16 protein-coding genes are annotated in these 26,385 nt (G+C 67.7%); 1 reads left to right on the top strand and 15 read right to left on the bottom strand.

Annotated features, from left to right (window positions below; all coding sequences use genetic code 11):
• Window positions 1-89: 89 nt before the first annotated feature.
• From A9973_RS04310 to A9973_RS04240, 15 genes are all read right to left on the bottom strand, one after another.
• A complete protein-coding gene (locus A9973_RS04310; RefSeq protein WP_183012534.1) occupies window positions 90-1,589 on the bottom strand; it encodes an aldehyde dehydrogenase in 1,500 nt (499 codons plus the stop codon).
• Window positions 1,586-2,833 carry a Zn-dependent hydrolase gene (locus A9973_RS04305; RefSeq protein ID WP_183012533.1) on the bottom strand — a complete coding sequence of 416 codons (1,248 nt, stop codon included), beginning with the start codon at window positions 2,831-2,833 and terminating at the stop codon, window positions 1,586-1,588. Before A9973_RS04305 ends, A9973_RS04310 begins: the two co-directional genes overlap by 4 nt.
• 16 nt (window positions 2,834-2,849) lie before the next feature.
• Window positions 2,850-4,562, bottom strand: a complete 1,713-nt coding sequence (locus A9973_RS04300) for a thiamine pyrophosphate-binding protein (protein ID WP_183012532.1) — start codon at window positions 4,560-4,562, stop codon at window positions 2,850-2,852.
• Window positions 4,559-5,488: a CoA ester lyase gene (locus A9973_RS04295; RefSeq protein ID WP_183012531.1), complete on the bottom strand. Its 930-nt coding sequence runs from the start codon at window positions 5,486-5,488 to the stop codon at window positions 4,559-4,561. Before A9973_RS04295 ends, A9973_RS04300 begins: the two co-directional genes overlap by 4 nt.
• Window positions 5,485-6,768, bottom strand: a complete 1,284-nt coding sequence (locus A9973_RS04290) for a TRAP transporter large permease (RefSeq protein ID WP_183012530.1) — start codon at window positions 6,766-6,768, stop codon at window positions 5,485-5,487. The genes A9973_RS04295 and A9973_RS04290 overlap by 4 nt, the downstream gene beginning before the upstream one ends.
• A 4-nt stretch (window positions 6,769-6,772) precedes the next feature.
• Window positions 6,773-7,252: a TRAP transporter small permease gene (locus tag A9973_RS04285; RefSeq protein WP_183012529.1), complete on the bottom strand. Its 480-nt coding sequence runs from the start codon at window positions 7,250-7,252 to the stop codon at window positions 6,773-6,775.
• The gene (locus A9973_RS04280; RefSeq protein ID WP_183012528.1) at window positions 7,252-8,247 is read right to left on the bottom strand and encodes a DctP family TRAP transporter solute-binding subunit; all 996 of its coding nucleotides are present in this window, start codon (window positions 8,245-8,247) and stop codon (window positions 7,252-7,254) included. Before A9973_RS04280 ends, A9973_RS04285 begins: the two co-directional genes overlap by 1 nt.
• Before the next feature lie 67 nt (window positions 8,248-8,314).
• Window positions 8,315-9,445 (bottom strand): YncE family protein, encoded by a 1,131-nt coding sequence (locus tag A9973_RS04275; RefSeq protein ID WP_183012527.1) that lies wholly within the window; start codon window positions 9,443-9,445, stop codon window positions 8,315-8,317.
• A complete protein-coding gene (locus tag A9973_RS04270; RefSeq protein WP_183012526.1) occupies window positions 9,442-10,245 on the bottom strand; it encodes an ATP-binding cassette domain-containing protein in 804 nt (267 codons plus the stop codon). The genes A9973_RS04275 and A9973_RS04270 overlap by 4 nt, the downstream gene beginning before the upstream one ends.
• On the bottom strand, window positions 10,242-11,240 hold the full coding sequence (locus tag A9973_RS04265; RefSeq protein WP_183012525.1) for an ABC transporter ATP-binding protein: 999 nt from the start codon (window positions 11,238-11,240) through the stop codon (window positions 10,242-10,244). Before A9973_RS04265 ends, A9973_RS04270 begins: the two co-directional genes overlap by 4 nt.
• Window positions 11,241-11,244: 4 nt before the next feature.
• Window positions 11,245-12,114: an ABC transporter permease gene (locus tag A9973_RS04260; RefSeq protein ID WP_183012524.1), complete on the bottom strand. Its 870-nt coding sequence runs from the start codon at window positions 12,112-12,114 to the stop codon at window positions 11,245-11,247.
• The gene (locus A9973_RS04255) at window positions 12,111-13,028 is read right to left on the bottom strand and encodes an ABC transporter permease (protein WP_183012523.1); all 918 of its coding nucleotides are present in this window, start codon (window positions 13,026-13,028) and stop codon (window positions 12,111-12,113) included. The genes A9973_RS04260 and A9973_RS04255 overlap by 4 nt, the downstream gene beginning before the upstream one ends.
• A gap of 42 nt (window positions 13,029-13,070) precedes the next feature.
• Window positions 13,071-14,576, bottom strand: a complete 1,506-nt coding sequence (locus tag A9973_RS04250) for an ABC transporter substrate-binding protein (protein WP_183012522.1) — start codon at window positions 14,574-14,576, stop codon at window positions 13,071-13,073.
• A gap of 228 nt (window positions 14,577-14,804) precedes the next feature.
• Window positions 14,805-15,536 carry a FadR/GntR family transcriptional regulator gene (locus A9973_RS04245; RefSeq protein ID WP_183012521.1) on the bottom strand — a complete coding sequence of 244 codons (732 nt, stop codon included), beginning with the start codon at window positions 15,534-15,536 and terminating at the stop codon, window positions 14,805-14,807.
• 229 nt (window positions 15,537-15,765) lie between these two features.
• Window positions 15,766-24,501: a GH36-type glycosyl hydrolase domain-containing protein gene (locus tag A9973_RS04240; protein ID WP_183012520.1), complete on the bottom strand. Its 8,736-nt coding sequence runs from the start codon at window positions 24,499-24,501 to the stop codon at window positions 15,766-15,768.
• A 214-nt stretch (window positions 24,502-24,715) separates the two neighbouring features.
• On the opposite strand from A9973_RS04240, the gene pgi reads away from it, so the two are divergent.
• Window positions 24,716-26,371 carry a glucose-6-phosphate isomerase gene (gene pgi, locus A9973_RS04235; RefSeq protein WP_183012519.1) on the top strand — a complete coding sequence of 552 codons (1,656 nt, stop codon included), beginning with the start codon at window positions 24,716-24,718 and terminating at the stop codon, window positions 26,369-26,371.
• The last annotated feature ends 14 nt before the right edge of the window (window positions 26,372-26,385 follow it).

Below are 26,385 nucleotides of genomic sequence, written 5' to 3'. Positions count from 1 at the left end.
CCCGGGCGGCCAAGCAGATAGCGCGAAACGGCATGGGCGGGGCCGTCCGGGGATCCGGCCCGGAGGGTTCCCGCCCAGGTGGCGCATCGTTACACCGTCAGGCTGATCCAGGTGGTCTTCAGGTCCGAATACTTGTCGAGCGCGTGCAGGGACTTGTCGCGGCCGAAGCCCGACTGCTTGACGCCGCCGAAGGGCACCGTGATGTCGCCGTCGGCGTAGCAGTTGACCCAGACGAGGCCCGCGCGCAGGCGGCGCGACAAGCGGTGCGCCCGCGACAGGTTCGACGTCCACAGGCCGGCGCCCAGTCCATAGACCGAATCGTTGGCCAGGCGCACGGCGTCGTCTTCGGTGGCGAAACGCTGGGCAGCCAGTACGGGGCCGAAGATCTCTTCGCGCACCAGGGCCGAGTCCTGGCTGGCGCAATCGAAGATGGTGGGCTCGATGTAGTAGCCGCCCGTCGCGCTGCGGGCCTGTTTGCCGCCCATCCGCAGGCAGGCGCCGTCGGCCTGGCCGGCCGCGATGCGGGCCAGTACGCCCTGCATCTGGCGTTCGTCGACCATCGCGCCCATGGCGGTGGTGGGATCCAGCGGGTCGCCGGGCTGCAGGCCGGCGGCGTAGGCGGCCACCTTGTCCATGAAGGCGTCGTAGATGCCGTCCTGCACGTACAGGCGGGATCCGGCGATGCAGACCTCGCCCTGGTTCGAGAAGATGGCCAGCGCCGCGGCCTGGGCGGCGCGGTCCAGGTCCGGGCAGTCGTCGAACACGATGTGGGGCGACTTGCCGCCGCATTCCAGCCACACGCGCTTCAGGTTCGATTCGCCGGAGTACGTCATGAAGCGCTTGCCCGTGGCGGTGGAGCCGGTGAAGGCCACGCAGTCCACGTCCGGGTGCAGGCCCAGCGCCTGGCCGGCTACCGCGCCCAGTCCGGGCACGACGCTGAAGACGCCGGCGGGGATGCCGGCCTCTTCAGCCAGCGACGCCAGCCGGATGGATGACAGCGAGGCCTGTTCCGCCGGTTTCAGGATGACGCTGTTGCCGGCGGCCAGCGCCGGCGCGACTTTCCAGGCCGCCATCATCAACGGGTAGTTCCACGGCACCACGGCCGCGACCACGCCCAGGGGTTCGCGGGTGATGGTGGCCAGCGCGTCGGGGCCGGTCGGCGCGATCTCGTCGTAGATCTTGTCGATGGCTTCGGCGTACCAGGCGTAGCAGCGGGCCGTCTCCGGCACGTCGAAGGCCAGCGCGTCGCGGATGGGCTTGCCCATGTCCAGCGTTTCCAGCAGCGCGAGCTCTTCGGTGTGCTGGTCGATCAAGGCGGCCAGGCGCAGCAGGCGCGCCTTGCGTTGGCGCGGCGCCAGCCCGCTCCAGACGCCAGCCTCGAAAGCGCGGCGCGCGGCCTGCACGGCGCGGTCCACATCGGCCTGGCCGCAGGCGGCCACATCGGCCAGCTTGCGCCCGTCGATGGGGCTGGACGCGGGAAACGTCGCGCCGTCGGCGGCGTCGCAATAGGCGCCGTCGATGTAGGCCTGCCCATTGAAGCGAAGTTCGGCGGCACGGGCGTGCCAGTAGGCGGAATCGTGGTGGCTCATGCTTGCTCTCCGGGAGGGTTGGCGCGCGCGACCATGGCGTCCAGCAGCACGTTGCAGCCGGCTTCCAGGTCCGTGGGCTTGGCGTCTTCGATTTCGTTGTGGCTTACGCCGTCCTTGCACGGCACGAAGATCATGGCGGTGGGCGTGACGCTGGCCATGTAGACGGCGTCGTGGCCCGCGCCCGTCACGATGTCCATGGCGGCCAGGCCTCGACGCACCGCGCCGTGGCGGACTTTACCGATCAGGTCCGGATCGAACGGGGTGGGCGGGAAGTATTGGACTTGCTTGACGTCCACGGTCACCCCGTGGCGCTCGGCCACGTCCGTGCAAGCGGCCAGCCAGCGCGCATCCATCTGCGTCAGGGTGGCCTCGTCTTCGTGGCGCAGGTCGACGGTAAAGCGAACCTGACCGGGAATGACGTTGCGCGAACCCGGGTGCGCATGGATTTCGCCGACGGTGCCGCGGCCGTTGGGCTGATTGTCGTTGGCGATGCCGACGACGGATTGCAGCAGGAACGTGGCGGCGTACAACGCATCCTTGCGGATCGGCATGGGCGTGGGGCCGGCGTGCATTTCCATGCCGGTCACGACGACGTCGTACCAGCGCACGCCCAGCGATCCGGTCACGACGCCGACCACTTTTTCTTCATGCTCCAGGATCGGGCCTTGTTCGATGTGCGCCTCGAAATAGGCGCCGACCGGGCGTCCGCCCACGGCATCCGGGCCGGCGTAGCCGATGGCGGCCAACTCGTCGGCCACCGACTTGCCGTCGTGGTCGCGGGCGTTCAGCGCGGTTTCCAACGGGAATTTGCCCGCAAAGACGCCCGAACCCATCATCACCGGCAGAAAGCGTGAGCCTTCCTCGTTGGTCCAGATAGCCACTTCCAGCGGCGCCTCGGTGACCACGCCGTGGTCGTTCAGGGTACGCATGACTTCCAGACCGGCCAGCACGCCATAGCAGCCGTCGAACTTGCCGCCGGTGGGCTGGGTGTCGATGTGGCTGCCGGTCATGACGGGCGGCAAGCCGTTGTCGCGGCCGGCGCGGCGGGCGAAGATGTTGCCCACCTGGTCTACGCGCAACGTCATGCCTGCCTGGCGCATCCAGCCCGTGACCAGGTCGCGCCCTTGACCGTCCAGCGCCGTCAGCGCCAGGCGGCAGTTGCCGCCTTTGGGCGTGGCGCCGATCCGCGCCAGGTCCATCAGCGACTGCCACAGCCGCTGTCCATTGATTGAAATCGTCGTCATCGTTGTCGGTCCTGGTTCAATGTCCGCTGCGGGCGATGCGGGCCTGGGCGGCTTCGCGGATGCCCATCAGCGTTTCGCCCGGCGCGATGCCGTCGGCGTCGTAGCGGATTTCCAGCAGCGCGGGCATGCTGTGTTCCTGCGCGAAGGCCAGCGCGCGCTCGAAAGCCGGGCCGAAATCCGCCGTGGTGTCGACGGCTTCGCCATGGCCGCCGTAGCCGCGGATGATCTGCGTGAAATCGGGGTTTTCGAAGCCGAGCGCGATGGTGCGCGCCGGGAATTCGCGTTCCTGGTGCGCACGGATGGTGCCCCAGATGCCGTTGTTGAACACCAAGACCACGACGCCCAGCTTGTACTGCAGGGCCACGCCGAGCTCCTGCATGTTCATCTGGAAGCAGCCGTCTCCTGCGTAGCAGACGACGGTGCGCTGGCGGTCTTCCAGCTTGGCCGACAAGGCGGCGGGCAGGCCGTAGCCCATGGAGCCGACCGTGGGGGTCAGGCTGGTGCCCGGGCCGGTGTAGCGGCGGTAGCGGTGCGGGTACAGCGCGTAGTTGCCGGCGCCCACGGTGATGCAGGCGTCCGCAGGAACGTGCGCGTCGACATAGGCGGCGGCCGCGTCCAGGCTCATGGGGCCGGGCGACGGCAATGGCGCCAGGCTGTCGGCCAGTTCCTGGTGCGCGGCGCGCACGGCGTCGCCGCGCGGCGTGGCGTGGCCGGGGACCAGCGCGGCCACGCCGGCGGCAAAGCTGGCCACGTCGGCCACGATGGCCTGCGTGGGGGAAAACACGCGCCCCAGTTCGGCGGCATCGGGGTAGACGTGGATCAGCTTCTGGCGCGGCAGCGGGCTTTCGATGACGGTATAACCTTCGGTGGTGGCTTCGCCCAGGCGCGTGCCCACGGCCAGCACCAGATCGGCGTCGCGCAGCCGTTGGCGCAGCGCGGGCGTCATGGCCCAGCCGACGTGCCCGGCGGCGTTGGGGTGGCGCTGGTCGAAGCATTCCAGGCGGCGCCACGCGGTGCCCACGGGCAGTTCGAAGCGTTCGGCGAAACCGGCGATCTGGTCGATGGCGGTCTGGTGCCAGCCGTTGCCGCCCAGCAGCAGGAAGGGGCGTTCGGCCGCGTCCAGCAGTTGCGTCATGCGTGCCAGGTCGGCGGCGCCAGGGTGGCTGTGCACGCGCGGATAATGCGGCAGGTCCGCCACGCGGGCGGTGCCCCACAGCGTGTCTTCCGGCAGCGCCAGCACGACGGGGCCGGGCCGGCCGCTGGTGGCGACCGCGAACGCGCGGGAAATGTACTCGGGGATGCGGTCGGTGCGGTCGATCTGCGCGACCCACTTGGCCATCTGGCCGAACATGCGGCGGTAGTCGATTTCCTGGAAGGCTTCGCGCTCCATGAAATCGTTGCCGACCTGGCCGACGAACAGGATCATCGGCGTGGAGTCCTGGTAGGCGGTGTGCACGCCGATGCTGGCGTTGGTGGCGCCCGGACCGCGGGTCACGAAGCAGATGCCGGGCTCGCCGGTCAGTTTGCCATAGGCCTCGGCCATATACGCCGCGCCGCTTTCCTGGCGGCAGACGACGGGCTCGATGGCGTCGGTGTGCTCATTCAGCGCGTCGATGCAGGGCAGATAGCTTTCACCGGGAATCATGAACACGCGGCGCGCGCCATGGATGCGCAATTGCTGCATCAGGATCTGACCGCCATTGCGTTCGGGTAATGCGGCTGACGTCATGCGGAGTCTCCTTGTTGCGGAACGGCCTGCGTACGGCGCCCGGCGTCCCATCGTTCGAATTGGTCATGGCGCGCCAGCAGGCGGCGCGCAGTGTTGTAAGTGGGGGGATCGATGCGTTCGGCGTCGTGGCGGCCGGCCCGCTGGGCATCGAAGCGGGCCATGCAGTCGCGGGCGGCGGCCACCTCGGCGGCGCCGGGCGTAAACACCGCGTGGATCAGCGGGACCTGTTCGGCCACGGTCGCGCATTTGGATTTCAGGCCCAGCCGGCGCGCCCAGCGCAGGTCCGTTTCCAACGCAGGCAAGTCGCGGTAGTTGAACGGGCAGTCGATCGGAACGCAGCCCGCCGCCGTGCAGTCCACCAGGAAGCGGGCGCGCACGGCGTGCAGTTCGATGCCGTCCTTGCCGCGTTCGGCGCCCAGGCTGGCGGTCAGGTCTTCGGCCGCCAGCAGGCAGGCGGACACGCGCGGGCTGGCAGTCAGGATGTCATAGGCGCGCACCAGCCCCAGCGCCGACTCCAGCGTGGGCACGATCTCGGTGCTGCCTGCCGGCAAGCCCAATTGGCCTTCCAGGGCGGTGATGGCCGCGTCCAGCGCAAGGATCTGCGCGGCGCTTTCGGCATGGGGCAGGAACACCGCGTCCGGCGCGCCGGGCATCACGCCGCGCAGGTCTTCCAAGCCGTCGTCTTCCAGCTTGTTGATGCGCACGGCGGCCACCACGCCCCGGGCGCGGCAGTCGGCGAACAGCGCGGCGATGCGCGGGCGCGCCGCCGGCCGTTCGGGCGGCGCGGTGAATTCTTCCAGGTCGGCGACCAGGGCATCGGTGCCGCTGGCCAGGCCCGCGGCGTGCGCGGCCGCATCCAGGCCCGGCACGAACATCCAGCTGCGGCGCAGCGGCGCGGGGCGGCGGTGATAAGCGGTAGGGGTCATTGCACGTGCCTCGGCAGGAACAGCACCAGTTCAGGGACAAACGTCAGCAGCAGCATGACGGCGGTCATCGCCAGCATCATCCACGACAGTGGGCGCAGCGTCTGCATCATGTTGATGCCGCCGATCTTGCACGCGGCCATCAGGTCGACGCCGACGGGCGGCGTGTTGGCGCCGATGGCCATGTTGATGGACAGCAGGATGCCGAAATGCACCGGGTCGATGTTGTAGTGCGCCAGCACGGGCATGACGACGGGGGCCACGATGATGATGACCGGAATCGCTTCCATGAAGGTGCCCAGCAGCAACAGCACCACCGTCAAGACCAGCAGCACGGCCGTCTTGCTGTCGGTCCATTCCACCAGCAGCGTGGACAGCGCCTGCGGCACCTGTTCAGCCACCAGCACCCAGGCGAACAGGCCCGAAGCGCCGATGATCAGCAGGATGGACGCGCTGCTTTCGCCTGTGGACTTCAGGTTGTCCCACAACGACTTCACGCTTAGCGTGCGGTACCAGAAGAAGCCGATCAGCAACGCATAGACGATGGCGCTGGAAGCGGCTTCGGTGGCGGTGAAGATGCCGAAGCGGATGCCGCCGATGATCAGCACCGGCACCATCAGCGCGGGCAGGGCGTCGATGGCGGCGGCGCGCAGCTCGCCCCATGAAAACGGCTGGCCGCCGGCCCAGTTGTGCTTGCGCGACTGCCAGATGGCCACGCCGATCAGCGACAGGCCCAGCAGGATGCCCGGAATGATGCCGGCGACGAACAGCTTGCCCACGGACGTGTCGGTGATGGTGCCGTAGACGATCAGCACGATGCTGGGCGGGATGATGGTGGACGTGGCGCCGGCGCTGCCGACCAGCGCGCAGGAAAAGCCCTTGTCGTAGCCGCTGCGGGCCATGGCGGGCAGCAGCAGGCTGCCGATGGCCACCACGTCGGCCACGCCGGATCCCGACAGCGCGCCGAACATCAGGCAGGCCAGCACGGCCACCACCGCCAGGCCGCCCTTGATGTCGCCCACGATGGCGGCGCACAGGCGCACGATGCGCTGGGTCAGGCCCGCGCCGTTCATGAGTTGGGCGGCCAGGATGAACAGCGGGATCGCCAGCAGCGTGAAGCTGTCCAGCCCCACGACATATTGCTGGGCCGCGACCATCATGGGCGCGGAATCGTAAACCGCCAGATAGGCCAGGCAGGACAGCACCAGGCCGAACGCGATGGGCATGTCGATCAGCACCGTGATCGTGAACACGCCCATCAGGAAGAGAGCACCCGAAGACATCTTGTTAATCCTTTGCCGCGGCGGGAGCGGGCGAGAACAGTTGCGCCAGATGCACGACGACGGTGACCGCGCAGGCGAACGGCAGCGCCAGGTACACCGTGCCGGCGGACACGTCCAGCGCGGGCAGCGTCTGGTCCTTCGTCAGGTCGGCCAGTTGCCAGCCGGCATAGCCCAGGGCGACGAGCCCGGCGATGACCAGCACCTGGTTGACGCGTTCGAACACGTTCAGCACGCGCGGGCTGCGTACCACGAAGGGCAGCAGGCCGGCCATCAGGTGCGACCGTTCGTAGCTGCAGGCGACCCCGCCGATGAAGGCGGACCACACCAGGACCAGGCGCGGCAGCTCTTCGGCCCAATGCGGCGTGGTGTGCATGACGAAGCGGGAAAACACCACATAGGAGATCAGGATCGCCAGCAAGGCCACCGCCAGGGCGGCGAAGGCCTTGCTGATGCCCGACAGGATGGCGGACAGTTGGTTCAGCATTACTGGGCCTCGCGGTACTTCTGCACGATGGCCATCAGCTCGGGGCCGTAGGTGGCCGAATAGGTCTTCCACACGGGCTGGACGGCGGCGGCGAATGCGGTCTTGTCCACGTCGTTGACCTGCATGCCTTTTTCCTTCAACTGCGCCACGAACTGCTGGTCGCCGTCGGTGATCATCTTGCGCTGGACGTCGCGCCACTTGTCGGCGGCGGCCTGCACGATCTTCTTGTCGTCGGCGGAAATGCGGTTCCAGACGGGCTTGGAGATGATCAGGTTGGCAGGGCCCCAGACGTGGCCGGTCAGCGACAGGTACTTCTGCACCTCGAAGAAGGACGAGGTGTAGATGATGGACAGCGGGTTCTCCTGCGCGTCGAACACCTTTTGCTGCAGCGCCGAATACAGTTCGCCGAAGGCCAGCGGGGCCGGGTTGGCGCCCAGCGCGGTGAAGGTGTCCAGGCGCATCTTGTCGGGCGTCACGCGGGTCTTCAGGCCGGCCAGGTCGGCGGGCTTGGCGACGGGGCCGCGGTTGTTGGTCACGTGGCGGAAGCCGTTTTCCCACCAGGAAATGATGGTCAGGTTCTTCTTGTCGGCCAGTTTGGCCAGCGCCTCGCCCAGTTCGCCGTCAAAGGCCTTGTAGGCTTGCTGCGAGCTTGACCACGTATAGGGCAGTTCAACCACGCCGAACTTGGGCTCGATTGGCTGCAACGACCCCGAACCGATGATGGCCGCGCCCTGGCTGCCGATCTGCAGGCCTTCCAGCATGGTCTTTTCGTTGCCCAGCTGGCCGCTGGGGAACAGCACGAAGTTGACGCGGCCGGCGGTCTTTTCCTTGACCTCGGCGGCGAAGCCCTCGGCCGCCTTGTTCCAGCTGTGGCTGGGGGCCAGCACATGGCCCAGCTTGATGTCCAGGGCATGGGCCGACAGCGGGGCCAGGCCCGCCATGGCGAGCAGGGCGCCGCCGAGCAGGGCGGGGAGTTTCGGGGTGGTGCGGATCATGGGGTGGCTCCAGATGCGGAAAAGGTAGGGATGGATGGAGGAAATCGGCGGCAGGGCGCGGCCCCGCTCAGTAGGATTGCCCCCGCATGGATGCGGGGTGGCCGGGCAACGGGATGCGCGTGCCGGTATCGGTCAGGCCGTTGTCTCCGACGGCCAGCACCTGCAAATTCGCATCCAGGAAATTGCCCACGTACAGGTAGCGGCTGTCGGGGCTGAAGGCCACGCCTTCGGGCAGCGCACCGACCTCGACGGCATTCACGCGCGCAACGTGCCGGCCATCGATGCGCAGCAGCACGATCTGGCCGCGAGGGTGGTGGAACCATTCGGATGCCGGGTTGTTCGACCCTTGCACGATCGCCACGGCGGCATAGCGGCCGTCCGGGCTGATCGCGATGCCTTCTGGGCCGTCTTCGACCATCAGGCGGTCGATCACGCGGGGCGGCGTCGCCGACAGGTCGACTACGCTGACCGAGTCCGCGTGGCCGTCCGACGCCGTCGGGCTGCCCATGTCCACCACAAGCGCCAGCGCACCGTCGGGCGACACGACCAGGTTGAAGGGCACGAGGCCGGTGGTCAGGTCTTCGGCGGGGTCGTGCGTGACGCGGGGCGCGGGGCCGCTTTCATCGATGTGCAGCACGCCCAGCCGGTGCGTGTCGGTCTTGACGACAAAGGCCCGGCGGCCGTCCGCCGAAAACGAAACGGCGACGACCGGCGTGCCCACGTCGACCTCGCCGCAGGCTTCGACACGGCCATCGGCGATCTTTAGTACCGACACGGACCGGCCGGCCTTGTTGGCGACCAGCGCCAGGGTGCCCGCGCGGTTGATGGACAGGCCGGACGGCTGCAAGCCGATTTGCAGCGTTTGCACACGCGCGGGCGGGTTTGCGGCCAGGTCGATCACATGCAGGTCGCGGCCGGGCGCGGGCTGCCATCCGGCGCCGTCGTCGCGTGCCGGCCAAGCCATGGAGTCGGCGACGAGCGCCAGCCGCTGGTCCGGGGTGACGGCCAGGTTGACGGGCGGGCCGAACAGCGAGTTGGGGAGCGGCAACGTCGCGACCCATACCGGCGCGGCGGGATCGGCGGCGGCGTCGAAAAGGCTGAGGGTGTCGCGCCCTGGGGCCAGGAAGCGGATGCGGCCATCGTCCCAGGTGACTTTCTCGTCGTTGCCGACCAGCAGGTAATGGGGCGCCGTGCTCATGCCGCCAGCTCCTGGACGTGCGGCACGGCCAGCGTCGCGCCGATCAGTTGTCGCGTGTAGGGGTGCTCGGGCGAAAAATACACCTGGTCCGCGCTGCCGCGTTCGACCACCCGGCCGCCTTGCAGCACCACGATCTGGTCCGCGATGTGCTGCACGACCGCGAGGTTGTGGCTGATGAACAGGTAGCCCAGGCCGCGCTCGCGCTGCAATTCCATCAGCAGGTTCAGGATCTGCGCCTGCACCGACACGTCCAGCGCCGAAGTGGGTTCGTCGCAGATCAGCAGTTGCGGCTCCAGCATCAGGGCGCGGGCGATGGCCACGCGCTGGCGCTGCCCGCCGGACAGTTCGCGCGGATAGCGGGCCGCGAACGCCGGCACCAGCCCCACGGCGTCCATCATCCGGCGCACTGACGCCGCCTGCGTCGACGCGTTGCCCATGCCGTGGACCCGCAGCGGTGCGGTCAGGATCTCGTTGATCGTGCGGCGCGGGTTCAAGGACGAGTAGGGGTCCTGGAACACCATCTGGATGCGGCGGGCGCGGGCGCGTGCCGGCATGGCCGCCAGCGGCCGGCCGTCCAGCAGCGCCTGGCCCTGGGTCGGGGCCAGCAGGCCCAGCATCAATTTGGCGATGGTGGACTTGCCGCTGCCGGATTCGCCCACCAGGCCGATCGTCTGACCGGCGGGCACGTGCAGATCGATGTCGTGCAGGATGCGCGGCGCGGCACGGCGCGAGAACAACCTGGCGCGGCCGTACTGGAAGCACAGGCCGGTCAGGCTGATGCTGGCGGCGGTCGGGTTCATGCCGGGGCTCCAAGGCGCATGGCGCCGGGTTTGACGCAAAGGCAGCGGTGCCCGCCCTGCACGCGGGCGGTGACGGGTTGCGCGCAGCGCGGTTCGGCCACCGGGCAGCGTTCGCGGAACGCGCAGCCGCGGATGGCGGTGTCCAGCGACGGCACGGCGCCCGCGATGGTGGGCAGGTCCGTGCCCGGTGCGGTGCGGCCGGGTTGCGGAATGCAGTTCAGCAGCATGGCGGTGTACGGGTGGCTGGGGTGTTCAAGCACTTCCCGCACGCTGCCGCCTTCGACGATGTCGCCCGCGTACATGACGATGACGTGGTCGGCGATGCGCGCCACCAGCCCCATGTCGTGCGAGATGAACACCATCCCCAGGCCGAACTCCGCCTGGATGTCGCGCAGCAGGTCCAGCAGTTCGGCCTGCACGGTCACGTCCAGGGCCGTGGTGGGTTCGTCGGCGATCAGCAGCTCGGGGCCGCACATCAGGGCCATGGCGATCATCACGCGCTGGCGCAGGCCGCCCGACAGTTCGAACGGGTACTGCTTCATGCGGTCTTGCGGGTTCGTGATGCCGACGCGGCGCAGCAGGTATTCGGCGCGTTCGGCGGCCTGGCGGCGGCTGACGGGCTTGTGCCGGCGCAGCACGTCGATCAGCTGCGTGCCGATCGGGAACACCGGGTTCAGCGACGTCATCGGATCCTGGAAGATCATGGCGATGCGCGCCCCGCGCAACGCCGCCAGTTGGCGCGGGGTCAGGGCGGACAGGTCCTGGCCGGCGAATTCCAGCTTCGCCACGCGGCGGCGCGCGGCGGCGGGCAGCAGGTCCAGCAAGGCCAACGCGGTCAATGATTTGCCGCAGCCCGATTCGCCGACGATGCACAGGGTCTTGCCGCGTTCCAGGCTGAAGTCCACCGCGCGCACGACGTGCTTGGTGTGCGTGGGGGTGTGGATGTCGATGTGCAGGCCCTGGACGTGCAGGAGGGGGTGGCCGGTGGCGGTCATGGCGTCAGCCCTTCTTCATCTGGATGGCGCGCAACGTCTCGCCCGCACGGTTCACGCACAGGACCAGCACGAACAGCACGATGCTGGGGATGACGACGAGAGACGGCTGGAACAGCATGTTTTCCTTGCCCTCGGCGATCATCAGGCCCAGCGACGGCATCGGCGCCGGTACGCCCAGGCCCAGGAACGACAGCGAGGCCTCCAGCGTGATCGCCATGGCGGCATCCACTGTGCCGATGATGAGCAGGTTGCCCACCAGATTCGGCAGGATGTCGCGCCAGATGATCTGCAGGTGCGTGCAGCCTTGCAGGCGCGACGCCGTGACGAATTCGGCATGGCGCAGACCGGCCGCCATGGTGCGTGCGACCAGCGCGTAGCGTTCCCACAGCAGCAGGCCCAGCACCAGCACCACCACGGTCAGGGAAGCGCCCACCACCGACACGACGGCGAGCGCCACCAGGATGATGGGCAGCGCCAGACGGGCGGTGATCAGGAACGACACGACGCGGTCGACGGTGCCGCCGAAGTAGCCCGCGACCACGCCGAGCGTCGTGCCGATCAGCCCGCCCATCAGCGCGACGGACAGGCCGATCAGCGCCGACACGCGCACGCCGTACAAGGCGCGGGCCAGCACGTCGCGGCCCAGCTGGTCGGTGCCCAGGATGTGGTTCCAGTCGCCGCCTTCGCCCCAGACGGGTTCCTGCAGCCGCGCCAGCAGGTCCTGGGAATAGGGGTCGTGCGCGATCAGGTAGGGGCCGACCAGGCCGGCCAACACCAGCAGGGCCAGCACGGCCAGGCCCATGCGGCGCCCGGCGCGCGCCAGGCGGTCGCCGCGCGGCGCGGCGGGCAGGGTGGAAGAGAGGACGATGCTCATGAGGCGACTCGCACGCGGGGGTCCAGCCAACCGTTGATCAGGTCGGCGGCCAGGGTCAGGACGATGTAGATCAGCGCAAAGATCAGGATCAGCGCCTGCATCGTGGGGAAGTCGCCGCGCAGGATGGACGTCCAGGCCAGCAGCCCGGCGCCGTTGATCGCGAAGACGGTTTCGATGACGACGGAGCCGGCCAGCAAGGTGCCCATCTGCGCGGCCGCCAGCGACACCAGCGGCCGCAGGGCGTTGCGCAGCGCGTACTTCAGCACGACGCTGGCGCCCCCCAGGCCCATGGCGCGGGCGGTGCGGATGTAGTCGGTGGCCAGCACCGTCTCCATTTCGGATTTCATCAGGCGCAGCATCGCCGGCATGGCGAACAGCCCCAGCGCGACGACAGGCATCACATAGTGCTTCCAGGTGTCGAAACCCGAGGCCGGCAGCCATTGGTTGCGCACGCTGAACACGATGATCAGCAGGAAGGCCAGACAGAAGGGCGGCATCGCCTGCGCGCAGGCCGACAGCAGCATGGTCGCGCGGTCGGCGAGCGAGCCCTTGCGCAGCCCGGCCAGCACGCCCAGCGGAATCGCCAGCAACAACGCGAACGCCATCGCGGCCAGGCCCAGCTTGGCGGTGGCCGGGAAGTGCTGGCCCAGCAATTCGGCCACGGGGCGGCTGAAGTACAGGCTGTCGCCGAAATCGCCGTGCACGACGCCGGAGAGCCAATGGCCGTACTGCACCAGGATCGGGTCGGAAAACCCGTGCTGCTGCGACAGCCGCGCGGCGTCGGCGGCGCTGCCTTCGCCGGCCAGCCGCGCGGCCGGGTCGCCGGAGGCGAACACCAGCGAAAAGCTGATCAGCGACACGAACACCACCAGCAAGGCGGCGACCAGCAAGCGGCGAAACAGGAATGCAATCATGGGTAAACCTTCGTCACGGTGCGCCGGTGCGCGCCGCCTGGATCAGTTCCAGGTGGCCTTGTAGAAGCGCGGGAATTCGTCGCCGTCCACCGAGAAGTTCAGGTCCTTGGCCTGCACGGCGTTCAACGAGTGGTTCCACAGCGGCACCCAGTACGCCTGGTCGGCCACGATCTTCTGCGCGGCGGCGTAGTTCTTGGCGCGCAGTTCACGGTCCACCGACGTGTCGGCCGCCTCCAGGTACTTGATGACCTCGGGGTTGCGGGCCTGGTCGTCCGGACCGCCGCGGAAGAAGTTGCTGGTGGACAGCGCCGCGTCCGCGATGCCGTACGAGCCCCAGTTGGACGACAGCATGGCGATCTTGCCGTCGCGCCAGTTGGTCATGGCGGTGCCGTACTGCTGTTCGACAAGGTTCAGCTTGATGCCGGCCTGCGCCATCTGGGCGGCGGCGGCGTCCAGGATGCTGCGCGGCGGCGCCGAGATCACCAGGTCCAGCGAGATGCCGTTGGGGTAGCCGGCGGATGCCAGCAGCTGCTTGGCGCGGGCGGGATCGAACTTGTAGGCCTGCACGTCGGCGGCGCAGCCGAACTGGGCCGGGTTGCACGCCGCGTTGATGACCTTGGAGGCGCCGCCCACCAGCGCGCGGCGGATCGCCTCGCGGTCGATGGCGTAGTTGATGGCCTGGCGCACTTCCTGCTTGGCCAGCGGCGACTTGCCGTCGTCGAAACGCGGATTCAGCGAGATATAGCTGATGCGCATGATGCTGCTGCTCTTGACCGTGACAGACGGCGTCTTCTCCATGCGGCGGGCCACGTCCGGCGGCACGCGCCAGATCCAGTCCAGGCCGCCGGACAGCAGTTCGGCGTACTGGGTGTTGGCGTCGGGCAGCACGCGCACCACCAGCTTCTTCACGGCCGGCTTGGGGCCGAAGTAGTCGTCGAAGCGCTCGTACACGTAGCGGCTGCCGGGCTGGCTGTCGGTCAGGCGGTAGGGGCCGGTGCCGATGGGCTTGGCGCCCATGTCGGACGGGTTGGCTTCGTAGTACTTGCGCGGGTAGATCGGCAGGTTCTCCGACAGCATCTCCAGCGCCAGCGGGTAGGGCGTCTTCATCTTGATGCGCACGGTGTCGTCGCCGACCTTCTCGGCCTTGGCGATCCAGGCGACCTGGTTCTGGAAGCGCGCCTTGTAGCCGTCGGACGACACCAGGTTCAGCGTGTACAGCACGTCGTCGATAGTCAACAGCGACCCGTCGTGGAATTTAACGTCGCGGCGGATGGGCAGGTCGATGGTGGTGTCGTCCACGAACTTGTAGCCCGTGGCGATGGCCGGGCCGAATTCGCCCGTGTCCTGGTTCTTTTGCAGCAGCCCCGAGAAGACCATGCGCGCCAGCGCCAGGCCGGGACGGTCCGATTCCTTGTACGCGTCCAGCGTGGCGGGCGCCGCGTCGAAGGCGATGTTGAGGGAGTTGTCAGCCTTGTTGGCCTGGGCGGCGTGGGCGCCAAGCGCCAATAGCGCCGCGCTCACTAGCTTCACGGTACGGGTCAGCTGCATGTTTTCACCTTGATATGTTTTAAGTATTTGACGTACGGGTCTTGCGGGGACTGCTGGGGTTTTCCGAGGTGTTGCGGCTCGGTAATGCTGGCCCCGCGAAATCGCGGGCAAGCCGCTCCCCTTGCCGCAGGCGGCGCGGTTCGCGCCGGCGGTGCATGCACACGGTCGGTAGGGAGAGAGGAGCCTGGGTCGCCAGGCTGCGGGTTATTGGATTAGCAGGTCATCGGATCATCGGATCCCGACATTGCCGAAGTCTTCCCGCAAACGCGCCAGGATGCCGACCAGGTGGTCGTGCATGGCATGGCGCGCGCGGATCGGATCGCGGTCGACGATGGCCGCGAGGATGCGTTCGTGTTCTTTCTGCGCCTCGCTCCACACCTTGGTGGTCACGAAGTGCTCTTCCAGACGATGGAAGACCGGGCTGAGCGTGCTGAGGTGCCAGATGTGCGAGATGGCCGCGGCCAGCGCGGCATTGCCGCAGGCCGCGCCGATGGCGCTATGGAAAGCGCGGTCGTGCACGCTGGGCGATTCGGTCAGCGACATGCCTTCGTGCGCCACGCGGATCGCCGCGATCTGCGCAGGCGACGCCTTCTGGGCGGCCAGCGCGGCGCATTCCGGTTCGATCAGCAAGCGCGTTTCCAGCAGGTCGAAGGGGCCGATGTCGGTGGCTTCGACGCTGTCGGCCGCCTGCGGCTGGGGCGCGTCCTGGTAATTGCCGTCTTCGCGCGGCGGGCACACGAACACGCCGGTGCCCACGCGCACGTCCACATAGCCTTCGATTTCCAGCGCGATCAGGGCTTCCCGCACCGACGCGCGGCTGACTTGCAACTGCTCCGCCAGCTCTCGCTCGGCGGGCAATCTGCCGCCTGCGGGGAAATCGCCCGCCTTGATGCGCGCGGCGATCTGGTCGGCGATCATGCGGTAGAGGCGGGTCGAGGCTACGGCCTGAAGGGAAGTCATCGTGGCGTGGGAAGGAGTGTTCGGGGGGTAGAGCGTAATGGTTCCGGGGCGGCCGTGTCTTGCGCGGGATCGAAGGATGGTAGAAAGATTGTTCAGGTGCCTGATGGTCCAGTGGTCAGGCCACTGGACGAAATGTACCGGACGGAATTCGGCTTGGGAACCAGGAACCGCCGGTTTTTACGGGTTTTCAGGGAAAACCACTAGCGCGCGGCGCCCCGTGCCGCAGCGCCTAAGGCGCTGCGGGCAGATCGATGCGTATCTGGCGAGTCTGCCCGTCGTCACGCAACGCGATCACGCCATCGTCCTGGTTCACCCCGTCCAGCGTGAGCCGCAGCGGGCCGCCCGCGTCCGACACGCGCCCTGCAATGACCGTGTACGTCGTGGCGCCAAACCGGTATTGCAGTGTGAATCCGTTCCAGTCGGCCGGCAGGCAGGGCCGGAAGCTGAGCGTGTCGCCGCGTCGCCGCATGCCCAGCACCGATTCCAGGATCAGCCGGTACATCAGCCCGGATGATCCCGTGTACCAGGTCCAGCCGCCGCGCCCCAACTGGCCGGGCGTGGTGTAGATATCGGCAGCCATGACATAAGGTTCCACCTTGTAGGTGGCGGCCCCCTCCGGCGTGTCGGCATGGTTGATGGGGTTCAGCATGGGAAGCAGGCGGCCGATGCGGGCCTCGTCCCGCAGTTCGCAGCAGGCCATTGCCGTCCAGATGGCGGCGTGGGTGTACTGGCCGCCGTTCTCGCGCACGCCCGGCACGTAGCCGCGGATATAGCCGGGGTTCATCGGCGCCGTGTCGAACGGGGGCGTCAGCAGGCGGATCAGGCCGAGCTCGTCGTCCACCAACCGTTCATCGACCGCCTGCATGGCGGACAGGGCGCGATCCGGGCTGGCGACGCCCGACAAGACCGCCCAGCTCTGTGAAATGGAATCGATCTGGCATTCGAGGTTTTCGGCGGAGCCGAGCGGCGCGCCGTCGTCGAAGTAGGCCCGGCGATACCAGTTGCCGTCCCAACCGGCCTGCTCAAGGTCTTTGGCTAATTGCCGCGCGGTCGATTCGCAGAAGGCCGCGAACGGCAGGTCCGCGCGCGCGCGGGCCACGGGGGCGAAGCGGTTCAGGGTGTCATGCAGGAAGAAGCCGAGCCAGACGCTTACGCCGCGGCCCGCATCGCCCACCTTGTCCATGCCGTCGTTCCAGTCGCACGAGCCGATGCGAGGCAGGCCGTGGGCGCCCAGGGCATTCAGCGCATGCGTCAGGGCGCGCGTGCAGTGCACATACAGGCTGGCCGACTCGCGGGATGGGGTCGGGTGATCGTAATTGGACGATTCGCCCGGGTTGAGGGGGCGGCCTTCAATGAATCCCACGTCTTGCTCCAGGATGGCCACGTCTCCGCTGACAGCCACATAGTGGCTGGTGGCGAAGGGCAGCCACAGGTAGTCGTCGGAGCAGCGCGTGCGTATGCCCCGGTTGGATGGGGGGTGCCACCAATGCTGCACGTCGCCTTGCACGAATTGCTGGGCCGCGCAGCGCAGCAGATGGGCCCGTGTCAATTCGGGGCGCGCGACCGCCAGCGCCATCACGTCCTGCAGCTGGTCCCGGAAGCCGTAGGCGCCGCCGGATTGATAATGGCCGCTGCGCCCCCAAAGCCGGCAGGCCAGCGTCTGATACAGCAGCCAGCCATTGGCCAGCGTGTTCACGGCGGCGTCCGGGGTGTCGATGCGCACGACCCCCAACGTGTCGCGCCAGTATTGCCTGACGGCTTGCGATTCCTGGTCGACGGCGCCCGTTTCGCGGTACTGGCGGATCAGGTTCCTGGCCTGTTCGGCGCCCTCGGCCGACGCGCCCAGCTGGAACAGGATCCGGGTGTCTTGCCCGTCGTCCAGGGTGGCGGGGACCTGGATCGCCGCACAAGGGTCCAGCGCCGCGCCGCAACGGCCAGACAACCGGCCGGCGCGAAGCGCTTGAGGGTGCCGCAGCGTGCCGTTCCTGCCGATGAATTCCTTGCGGTCGCCCGTCACCGTGCGGGTGGCGCTGGGGGTGTCAAAGTAAGCCACGTGCCCGGCGTAGTCGCCATTGAAGCTGTTGCGGGCGAACAGGGCGCCGGTGTCGGCGTCGATCTCGGTGACGACGTGCATCGAAGACTTCGCGCGCAGGTCGCCCAGCACCCATTCCACATATCCCGTGGCGGACAGGCGCCGGCGGCGCCCGGACCGGTTGCGCAGCGTCAGGACATAGAACTTGACGGGCGCTTCGTGGGCGACATGGATGCGCAATTCGGATTCGATGCCGTCTTCCACGTGCTCGAAGACGGTATAGCCGAAACCGTGCCGCGTTACGTAGGCCGATGTGCCGCCAGCCGGGTAAGGGGTGGCGGACCAGTAGTGGCCGCTGATGTCGTCGCGCAGATAGAAGGCCTCGCCGCAGGCGTCGGTGACGCCGTCGTTGTGCCAGGGCGTCAAGCGGAATTCATGGGCGTTGCCGGCCCAGCTATAGGCCTGCCCGCTTTCCGAGACCACGGTGCCGATGGCGGCATTGGCGATCACGTTGACCCAGGGAGCGGGCGTGCGCTGTTCGCGTGTGGTGGTGATGACGTATTCCTCGCCGTCCGCCGTGAAGCCGCCCAGGCCGTTGGCGTGCAGCAGGGGAACCGGCGCGGCGGCCGGCGGGCTGTCAACGGTTGCCGGCAACGGCGCAGCCGATATGACCAGGGGCGCGATACGGGTCTCGGGCAGGGCCAGGCGGTTCACCTGATTGGCCAATGTGCCCTGGGCATCGCTGAGCGATACCCGGGACACGGCCAGCAGCAGCGTACGGTCTTCTTCCGATATCTGGTCGCCGGGTCGCACAAAGATACCGCCCGGGCGGTCGATGATGTGCGATTCCACGCCCGCCGAGATCAGGCCCATCATGCGGTCTTGCAGCGTTTGGCGGTAGGTGCCGGTGTCTTCGTTCCAGATCACCAGGTCCACGGTCACGCCTTTTTGCCGCCAATAGGCATGGGCCTGCACCAGTTGCCGGACCAGTTCGAAATTGGCCGGGTCCTTGATGCGCAGCAACACGATCGGCAGATCGCCTGAAATGGCGTAGCCCCACAGGCCCGACTGGCCGCGGCGGTTTTTCACGAGAGTCGCGGCGTCGGCGCGCAGGGTGGGGTTCTGGTACACGATAGCGTTGGCCAGACGCGCATACAGCTGGGCGTCGGCCTCGGTGGCGTTCAACTGCCGCACCAGCACCTGCGCATGGGTCCAGGCCAGTTCCAGCGCGCGATCCGCCAGGTGGCGGTCCTGGTACTTGTTGATCAGGTTCATGCAGGCGCTGCGGCTGTCGCCCACGCCCTGCACCACATCGACGACGACCGTCTCCTCGGGTTCCAGCGTGATCGAGCAGCGGATGGCGGACACCGGATCCAGCACGGAACCCTGGCTGTCCGATAGGGGGCCGCGGGAGTCCATCGCCAGCGGATTGGCGACGGACCGGCCGCGCCCCAAGAACCGAGACCGGTCCGTTTCATACGACGCGCGGCCGGGCGCACCGCCGTGAATGGCCAGCAGCTGGAACATCCAGGGCGGGTTGTCCTCTGGGCTACGGGCCCGCCGCGTGCTGAGAATGGCGCGTTCCGACGGTACGATCTCGGTCTGGACGAACAGGTTGCTGAAGGCAGGATGCAGTTCGTCGGCCAGGGGTGGCGCGATGACGACCTCGGCATAGCAGGTGATCTCCAGCGTGCGGCGTTCGCGTCCCCGGTTGGTCAGGCGGCAACGCCGCAGTTCGATGTCGTCCTCGGGAGACACGACGATCTCCATGTGCGTATCGATCTGGTGGTCGGTGCGCCGGAACTCGGCCCGGCCTTCCGAGAAGATGACTTCGTAGTGATCGGGGCGTTGCAGGGTCGGCTGATAGGACGTGGACCAGACCTGCCCGCTGTCCACATCGCGCACATAGCAGAAGGTGCCCCAGTTGTCGCAGGTGCCGTCTTCGCGCCATCGCGTGACGGCCAGGTCCTTCCAGCGGCTGGATCCCGCGCCGCTGTTGGTGACCATCACGTGGTAGCGGCCGTTGGACAGCAATTGGACTTCCGGGATCGGCGTGTCGGGGGTGTCCAGCACGCGCACCGACACTTCGGCCTGCCCCGGCGGCGTGCTGCGGATTACCGACAGTTCGGTGGCCTTGGCATAGGCGGCCGCGGCGCGGGGCACCCGTTCCTGAAGCAGCAGCATCGTGGCCTGGAACGAGGGATCGGCTTCGAAGCGGGCCTGCATCGTTCGGCCCAGCAACACGCTGGCGAGCGACAGGAAGCCCATGCCCTGGTGGTGCGCCATATAGGCATACACGATGGTGCCGTGCTTGCCGGGCGGTTGCCGGCGCGGCGTGTAGTCGATGGCCTCGTACAGCCCGTAACGCCCGATCAGCTGGTCTTTCGCCAGCCGTTGCAGGTTGCGGCAGGCCTCGTCCGGCGCCACCATCAGCGCCAGCATCGACGCGTACGGCGCCACCACCACATCATCGGCCAAGCCGCGTTTCAAGCCCAGCCCCGGCACGCCGAACGCCCGGTACTGGTAGTTCATGCCGATGTCGAACAGGTTGTACGCGCTTTCGGACATGCCCCAGGGGATGCCGAGCTTGTCGCCGTAGTCGATCTGGGTGCGCACGGCGGACAGGCAGGTCTGCTCCAGCAAGGTCTGGGGATACGACGGCATGACAAGCCGGGGCATCAAGTACTCGAACATGGACCCGCTCCAGGAAAGCAGCACCGGCCCGCCCGGGGAATTGCTCAACTGCCGGCCCAGCGCAAACCAGGTCTCTTGCGGCAGTTGCCCCTGCGCGATGGCGACGAAGCTGCCCAGCCGGGCCTCGGAGGCCAACAGGTCATACAGGCCTTCGTCGCGCCTGCGCTCGGACAGGTTGTAGCCGATGGCCAGCAGGCGGCTGCCTTTGTCGTACAGGAATCCGTATTCCGCCACCGCCATGTCGGCCAGCGTGTCGGCCAGCTTTTCCAGTGCGGCGCATCGTTGGGTGGCGCGGTCCGCCGCCAGGATGACGGCAAGCTCGGTTTGCTGCAGCCAGGCGCGTTCGTCCGGCGTCGCGTCGGGTTCGGCCAGGCGCGCTCGCAAGGCGGCCAGCACGTCGCCGCTTTGGTTGGCTACCTGCTGCAGCGTCGGAATCCTTTGCAAGAGAGGAATGCCCGGCCAGGAGGCGTCGGCCGGGGGATCGGGCCAGGGCGCCAGCAAGTCCAGCTCGTCGCGCGCCTCTTCGCATTGACGCAGCATGGCCTGGCAGTGCCATAGCGGTTCGGAAGCGGCGGGCGCCTCGAAGGCTTCCAGCAGGCCATAGCCCAGTTGCCGGATGTGCTCCAGGCGCTGCCGGGTCTGCGCCAACGTCATGGGAGGCGTCTTCCCGCCGGGCCCTTGCGCCGTTCGCAAAGCAGATTCCAGCGGGTCCAGCGCCGGCAAGGCGTCGCCCGCCAGACTGTCGCGCAGCACGGCAAGCGCGTCGGCCAGCCCCGCGAAGGTGCGGGGATGCAGGACCGGGGCTTGCGCCAGCGCCAGCAGCCCGGGGCGTAGCGTCAACAGGTGGCCGGCAAGGTTGCCGCTGTCGACCGTCGAGACATACAGCGGGTTCAACGGCGCCAGTGTGAGGGTGTCGTACCAATTGTAGAAATGGCCCAGGTAGCGCTCAAGCTTGCCCATGGTGCTTAACGTGGCTTGCGTACGTTCGATCAGCCGGCCGGCCTGCAGATAGCCGAAGTCGTGCGCGGCCAGATTGGACAGCAGGGCCAGCCCCAGGTTGGTGGGCGACGTCCGATGCGCGGTGGTCGGGGCGGGACGGTCCTGTACGTTGTCGGGGATGAGCCAGTTGTCTTCGGCGCCGCCGTGGCCGTCGAAGAACGACCAGGTCTTGCGCGCCAGCAATCTCAGGAACTGGTCTTGGTTTGGGGAAAGCGCTGTCTTGGCCGCAGCGGGCGGCCGGCTCAGGCGCCAGGCGATCGCCGGCATCAGCGCCCACAAGGCCAGTACCGGCAATGCCGCGGCCCAGGCCGACGGGTTCCAGCGCAACACGCAGGCGCCGATCGCCAGCGCCAGCAGCGGAGAACCCCACACGGACAGCAACAACGGGCCGGCTCGCGCCGCGCCATCCCGGTTGGTGACGCTGGACGGCTTCCATTCCAGCAGGCGGCGGCGCGATACCGTCAGCCGGTATAGCGTGCGGCAAATGGCGTCCAGGTGGTAGAGCGCCTCGTGCGCCACCGCACTGAACGCGAATGCCGCCCGGCTGAACTGCCGCAGCGTCGACGGCGCCCAACCCACCAGATGCTGCGCCAGCATCACGTCTTCCCCCTTTCTGACCGCGCCCAGGGCCGAGGCGAACAGGGCGGGCAGGAACACGACCAACAAGCCGACTCCCGTCCACAACCAGGGGTGCGGCAGGAATATCCAGCCCAGCGCCATCAGCAGCACCAGACTGGGCGGCACCAGGCTGCGCCGCAAATTGTCCAGAATCTTGCAGCGCGCCAGCCACGGCAGAACCGGGCCGCCGGTGGTGCCGGGGGGGCGGGGTGGCCGGCCGATCAGCCAGCCCAGCAACTGCCAGTCGCCGCGAACCCAGCGGTGGCGGCGGCTGACGTCGGCCGCGTAGCGTGCGGGGTGGCCTTCAAACAATTGCACGTCGCTTAGCAGGCCGGAGCGGGCGTAGCAGCCCTCCAGCAGGTCATGACTAAGCACGCGGTTGTTCGGAAAGCAGTCTTTCAGCGCGGCTTCAAAGGCATCGACGTCATAGATGCCCTTGCCGATGAAGGACCCTTCCTTGAAGATGTCCTGATAGACGTCAGAGACGGTGTTCGTGTAGGGGTCGATGCCGGCGTCGCCGCCGTTCAGGCGCGCATACGCCGAGGCGGCCAGGTCGGCCAGATTGACCGCCACGCGCGGTTGCAGGATGCCGTAGCCCCGCGTCACGCGGCGGCGGGCGGGATCGAACTGGGCCTGGTTCAACGGATGCGCCATGGCGCCGATGAGCTTCCAGGCGCTTTCTCGCGGCAATTCGGTGTCGGTGTCCAGCGTGATGACGTACTTCACGCCGGCCAAGGATTCAAGGTCTCCGACCACGCAGGAAAACGCGCCCGCGCCTTGGCCGCGGAGCAGGCCATTCAGGTCGGCGAGCTTGCCGCGCTTGCGTTCCTGGCCCATCCACACCCGTTCGCGGGGGTTCCATCGGCGCGGGCGGTGCAAGAGGTAAAAGGGGCTGCGGCCCAGGCGCCGGTACTTATGGTTCAGCGCCTGGACATGCGCCTTGGCGCGCTCCAGCAGTAGTGCGTCCGCCGGCAGGTGTTCCGCGGCCGCGTCCGCAAAATCCGTCAACAGGCAGAAGCTCAGGTTACCGCCCGGGTTCGCCAGGAACCGGATCTCCAACGATTCGGCAAGCTGTTCGCCGTCATCGGCATCGATCAGCATGGAGGGTACGGCGACGAGGCAGCGTGCGGAATCGGGGATGCGTTTTGCGTAATCCATCCGCGGCAGGCGCTGCGGGCGCACCAGCCAGGTCAGCGCCCAGTTGATGATGGCCACGGACAGGTGGCTGGTGCCGATCACCGACAGCAGGGCAAGCGCGGCCAGGGGCCAGGGCCCGGCGCCGGCGGACCGGGCCGCGGCCACCAGCAAGGCGGACAGGGAGCCCGTCAACAAGACAATCGCGCCGGCGTAGCCTGCCAGCGCCAAGCCGGGCGACAAACGCGCCAACCTGTCCGTCAGGCTCGGCCTGACCTTGGCCTGTTTCACCAAGTCAGCCAGGCCCTGATCGATCAGGTAGAAGCCGACGTGCCGTCTGCGGGGGTCTGCGTCGTCCACCGCCGCGCGGGCCAGGTCGATGGCCATGGCGGCCAGCTCGATCTCGGAGGCATCGGATTTCCGGGCCAGCCGTTCCACGCGATGGCGGTAGCGGTCGCGGGTGGGGAAGTCCATGTTTGCGTAGACACCCGCCGGATCCTGGCGCAAGGACCGATCCACGAGGCTGATGGCTTCGACGAATTCATTCCAGTTCGTCTTCGACAGCGCCCGCAGGCTGCCGATGCTGTTGCTGATGGATACCTGGTCGGCCGCCTGCTGCTGGTTTTCGGCCACCACCATTTGTTCGATGGTGAGGTTGGACTGGGCAAGGCGTTGCTCGAACCAGGTCAAGGGCAACGCCAGCGCCGGGCCGTGGCCTTGCAGCCGGCGGGCCAGTTCGGCGACGAAGGCGCCGTCCACCGGCGGATTCGAGCGCGCCATGTTGGCAATCACCAGGATCAGGCTGGTGGGGTCGTCCTGTGCGGCCTTGCGCATCGCGTCCGCCCAGGTGTCCGCCAAGCCGCGATTCATGTTCGCGTAGGCCAGCCGGATCGCCACGCGCCGCAGGTTTTCGATCAAGGCCAGGCGCATCATGATGGGGATGGCCCAGAGTTCGCCCAGTTGCAGGGGTTCTATCCGCTGATAGGCGGCCACGAATGCGCTGATCCCGTCGGCATCGATCCGCGCGTCGCTATGTGAAATCATCTCCAGCGCGATGTCGTACACGCGCGGCAGCCCGTTAGACGGGCCCGCCGCCAACTTGGGCAGGCTGCGGCTATAGCCCTTGGGCAAGTGCCGCTTGGCCAGCCGGATCTGTTCTTCGATCAGGTAGAAATTGTCCAGCAGCCATTCGTCGGCCGGGGTGATCTGCCGGCTTTGCTGCATTGATTCGGTCAGCAGCGCGCAGGCCTGCGCCAGCAGCGTCTGGTTCTCGGTCAGCCGCGGCAGCAGGTGGTCATGCGCGCCAAAGGCGCCCAGCGCGTGCGCATGCGCCAGTGCCTGGCCGTGCGCCTCCATCTGCAGGGCATTGAACAGTTCGGCACGCAGCGGCGGCTCGCTTTCGGCTGAACTCAGCGAGGGTTTGCTGCGTGCGAACAGGTCGATCCATTCGGGGGCGGCCTCCAGGGAAGGCCAATTTATGGGTTTCATCGAACCTGCGTCATGTGTGGTCCATCAGGCAGCGGCGCCGCCAGGGCTGGCGGCGTCTCGCCTATAGAGTGACCAAGCCGGCGCGCCGGCTCTGTGCGTTACCGCACGGACGGCGGTCGCGGGGTGTGCCATAACCATCGCGAGCCTGACGGCATCGCGACGCAACGCGCGATGTCCTTGTGCAGGCCGACGGATGGGTTGGAGGTGCAAGTCGATGGAAATGCAGGAATCGGGGCCGCACGCCGCACAGCTTCACGCGCACGCCTGGCAGGCACTGGCAGGCCATCTGGAAGAACTGCGCCCGGTCAACCTGCGGCAACTCTTCATAGAAGACCCCACGCGGGGGACGCGCCTGACGCTGGAGGCGGCCGGCTGGTACCTGGACTATTCCAAGAATCGGGTCACCCCTCGAACCTTGCAGCTTTTAGCGCAACTGGCCAAGGAATGCCGGCTGCCGGCGCGGATCGACGCCATGTTCCAGGGTGACGCCATCAATGCCAGCGAAGGGCGGGCGGCGCTGCACGTCGCTTTGCGCATGCCTGCCGGGGAAGCGGTGCAGGTAGACGGCCGCGATGTCGTGCCGACTGTGCATAAGACATTGCGGCGCATGGCGGCACTGGCCGTGCAATTGCGCGGCGGCGCCTGCCTGGGCGGCACCGGCGTCCCCATCCGGAACGTCATCAACCTGGGCATCGGCGGATCGGCGATCGGCGTGGAGATGGCCTGCGCGGCGCTTGAACAGTACGCCCAGCCCGGCTTGCGGGTGCGGTTCGTGTCGAACGTGGACGGCGCGGATTTCGCGCAGGGCACGCAGGGCCTGGACCCGCGTGAAACGCTATTCATCGTCTGTTCAAAAAGCTGGCAGACGTCGGAAACCCGGCACAATGCCGCGGCGGCACGGGCCTGGTGCATGCAGGCGCTGCCGGACGAAGACGCGTTGCAGGCGCACTTCGTGGCGGTCACGGGCAATCGCGAGGCCGCGATCCGATCGGGCATCGCGCCGGACCGAGTACTGGACATCTGGGACTGGGTCAACGGACGCTATTCCCTATGCTCGGCCATGGGTCTGGCGCTGATGGTGGCGACCGGGCCTGATGCTTTCAACGACATGCTGGCCGGTTGCCACGATATGGATACCCATTTCCGCAGCGCGCCACTCGAGCGGAACCTGCCGGTCATCCATGGGTTGATGGCGATCTGGAACAACAACTGCCTGGGCGCGCGAACGGCCGCCGTCCTGCCTTATGAACACCATCTGCGGCGCTTTCCGGCCTATGTGCAGCAGTTGATGATGGAAAGCAACGGCAAGTCCGTGACCCAGGCGGGCGCGCCTGTGGGGGGGCACACCAGCCCCGTGTACTGGGGCGCTTGCGGCACGAACGGCCAGCACTCCTTCCATCAGTTGCTGCACCAGGGCAGCCAGATGGTGCCCTGCGATTTCATCGGATTCCTGATGCCGCTCGCGGCCTTGCCGCGTCAGCATGAAGAGCTGCTGGCCAACATGTTCGCGCAGGCCGAGGCCCTGGCCTTCGGTCAGGCATTGGTGGATGACGCGGCGGCCGCGCCCCACCGGCACGTCGAAGGCAACCGTCCCAGCAATACGCTGATATCCGCCCGGTTGACCCCGCGCGCGCTGGGTGCGCTGGTGGCGATGTATGAACACAGCGCCTTTACGCAAGGGGCGGTCTGGAACATCGATTCCTTTGACCAATGGGGCGTGGAATTGGGCAAGACGCTGGCGCTGCGCATCGTCCACGAATTGGATGCCGGCATGACGGGCATGCAGAACCATGACAGTTCCACGCGGGCACTGATGCAGAAATACCTGGACGCCAGGACGGGAAAGGCAAATCGGGGGGCAGAGCAATAGTGCGCTACCCTGGA

Source organism: Achromobacter sp. UMC46, assembly GCF_014170335.1.
Classification (GTDB): domain Bacteria; phylum Pseudomonadota; class Gammaproteobacteria; order Burkholderiales; family Burkholderiaceae_B; genus Achromobacter.
This window is presented reverse-complemented; position numbering and strand designations above follow the sequence as displayed.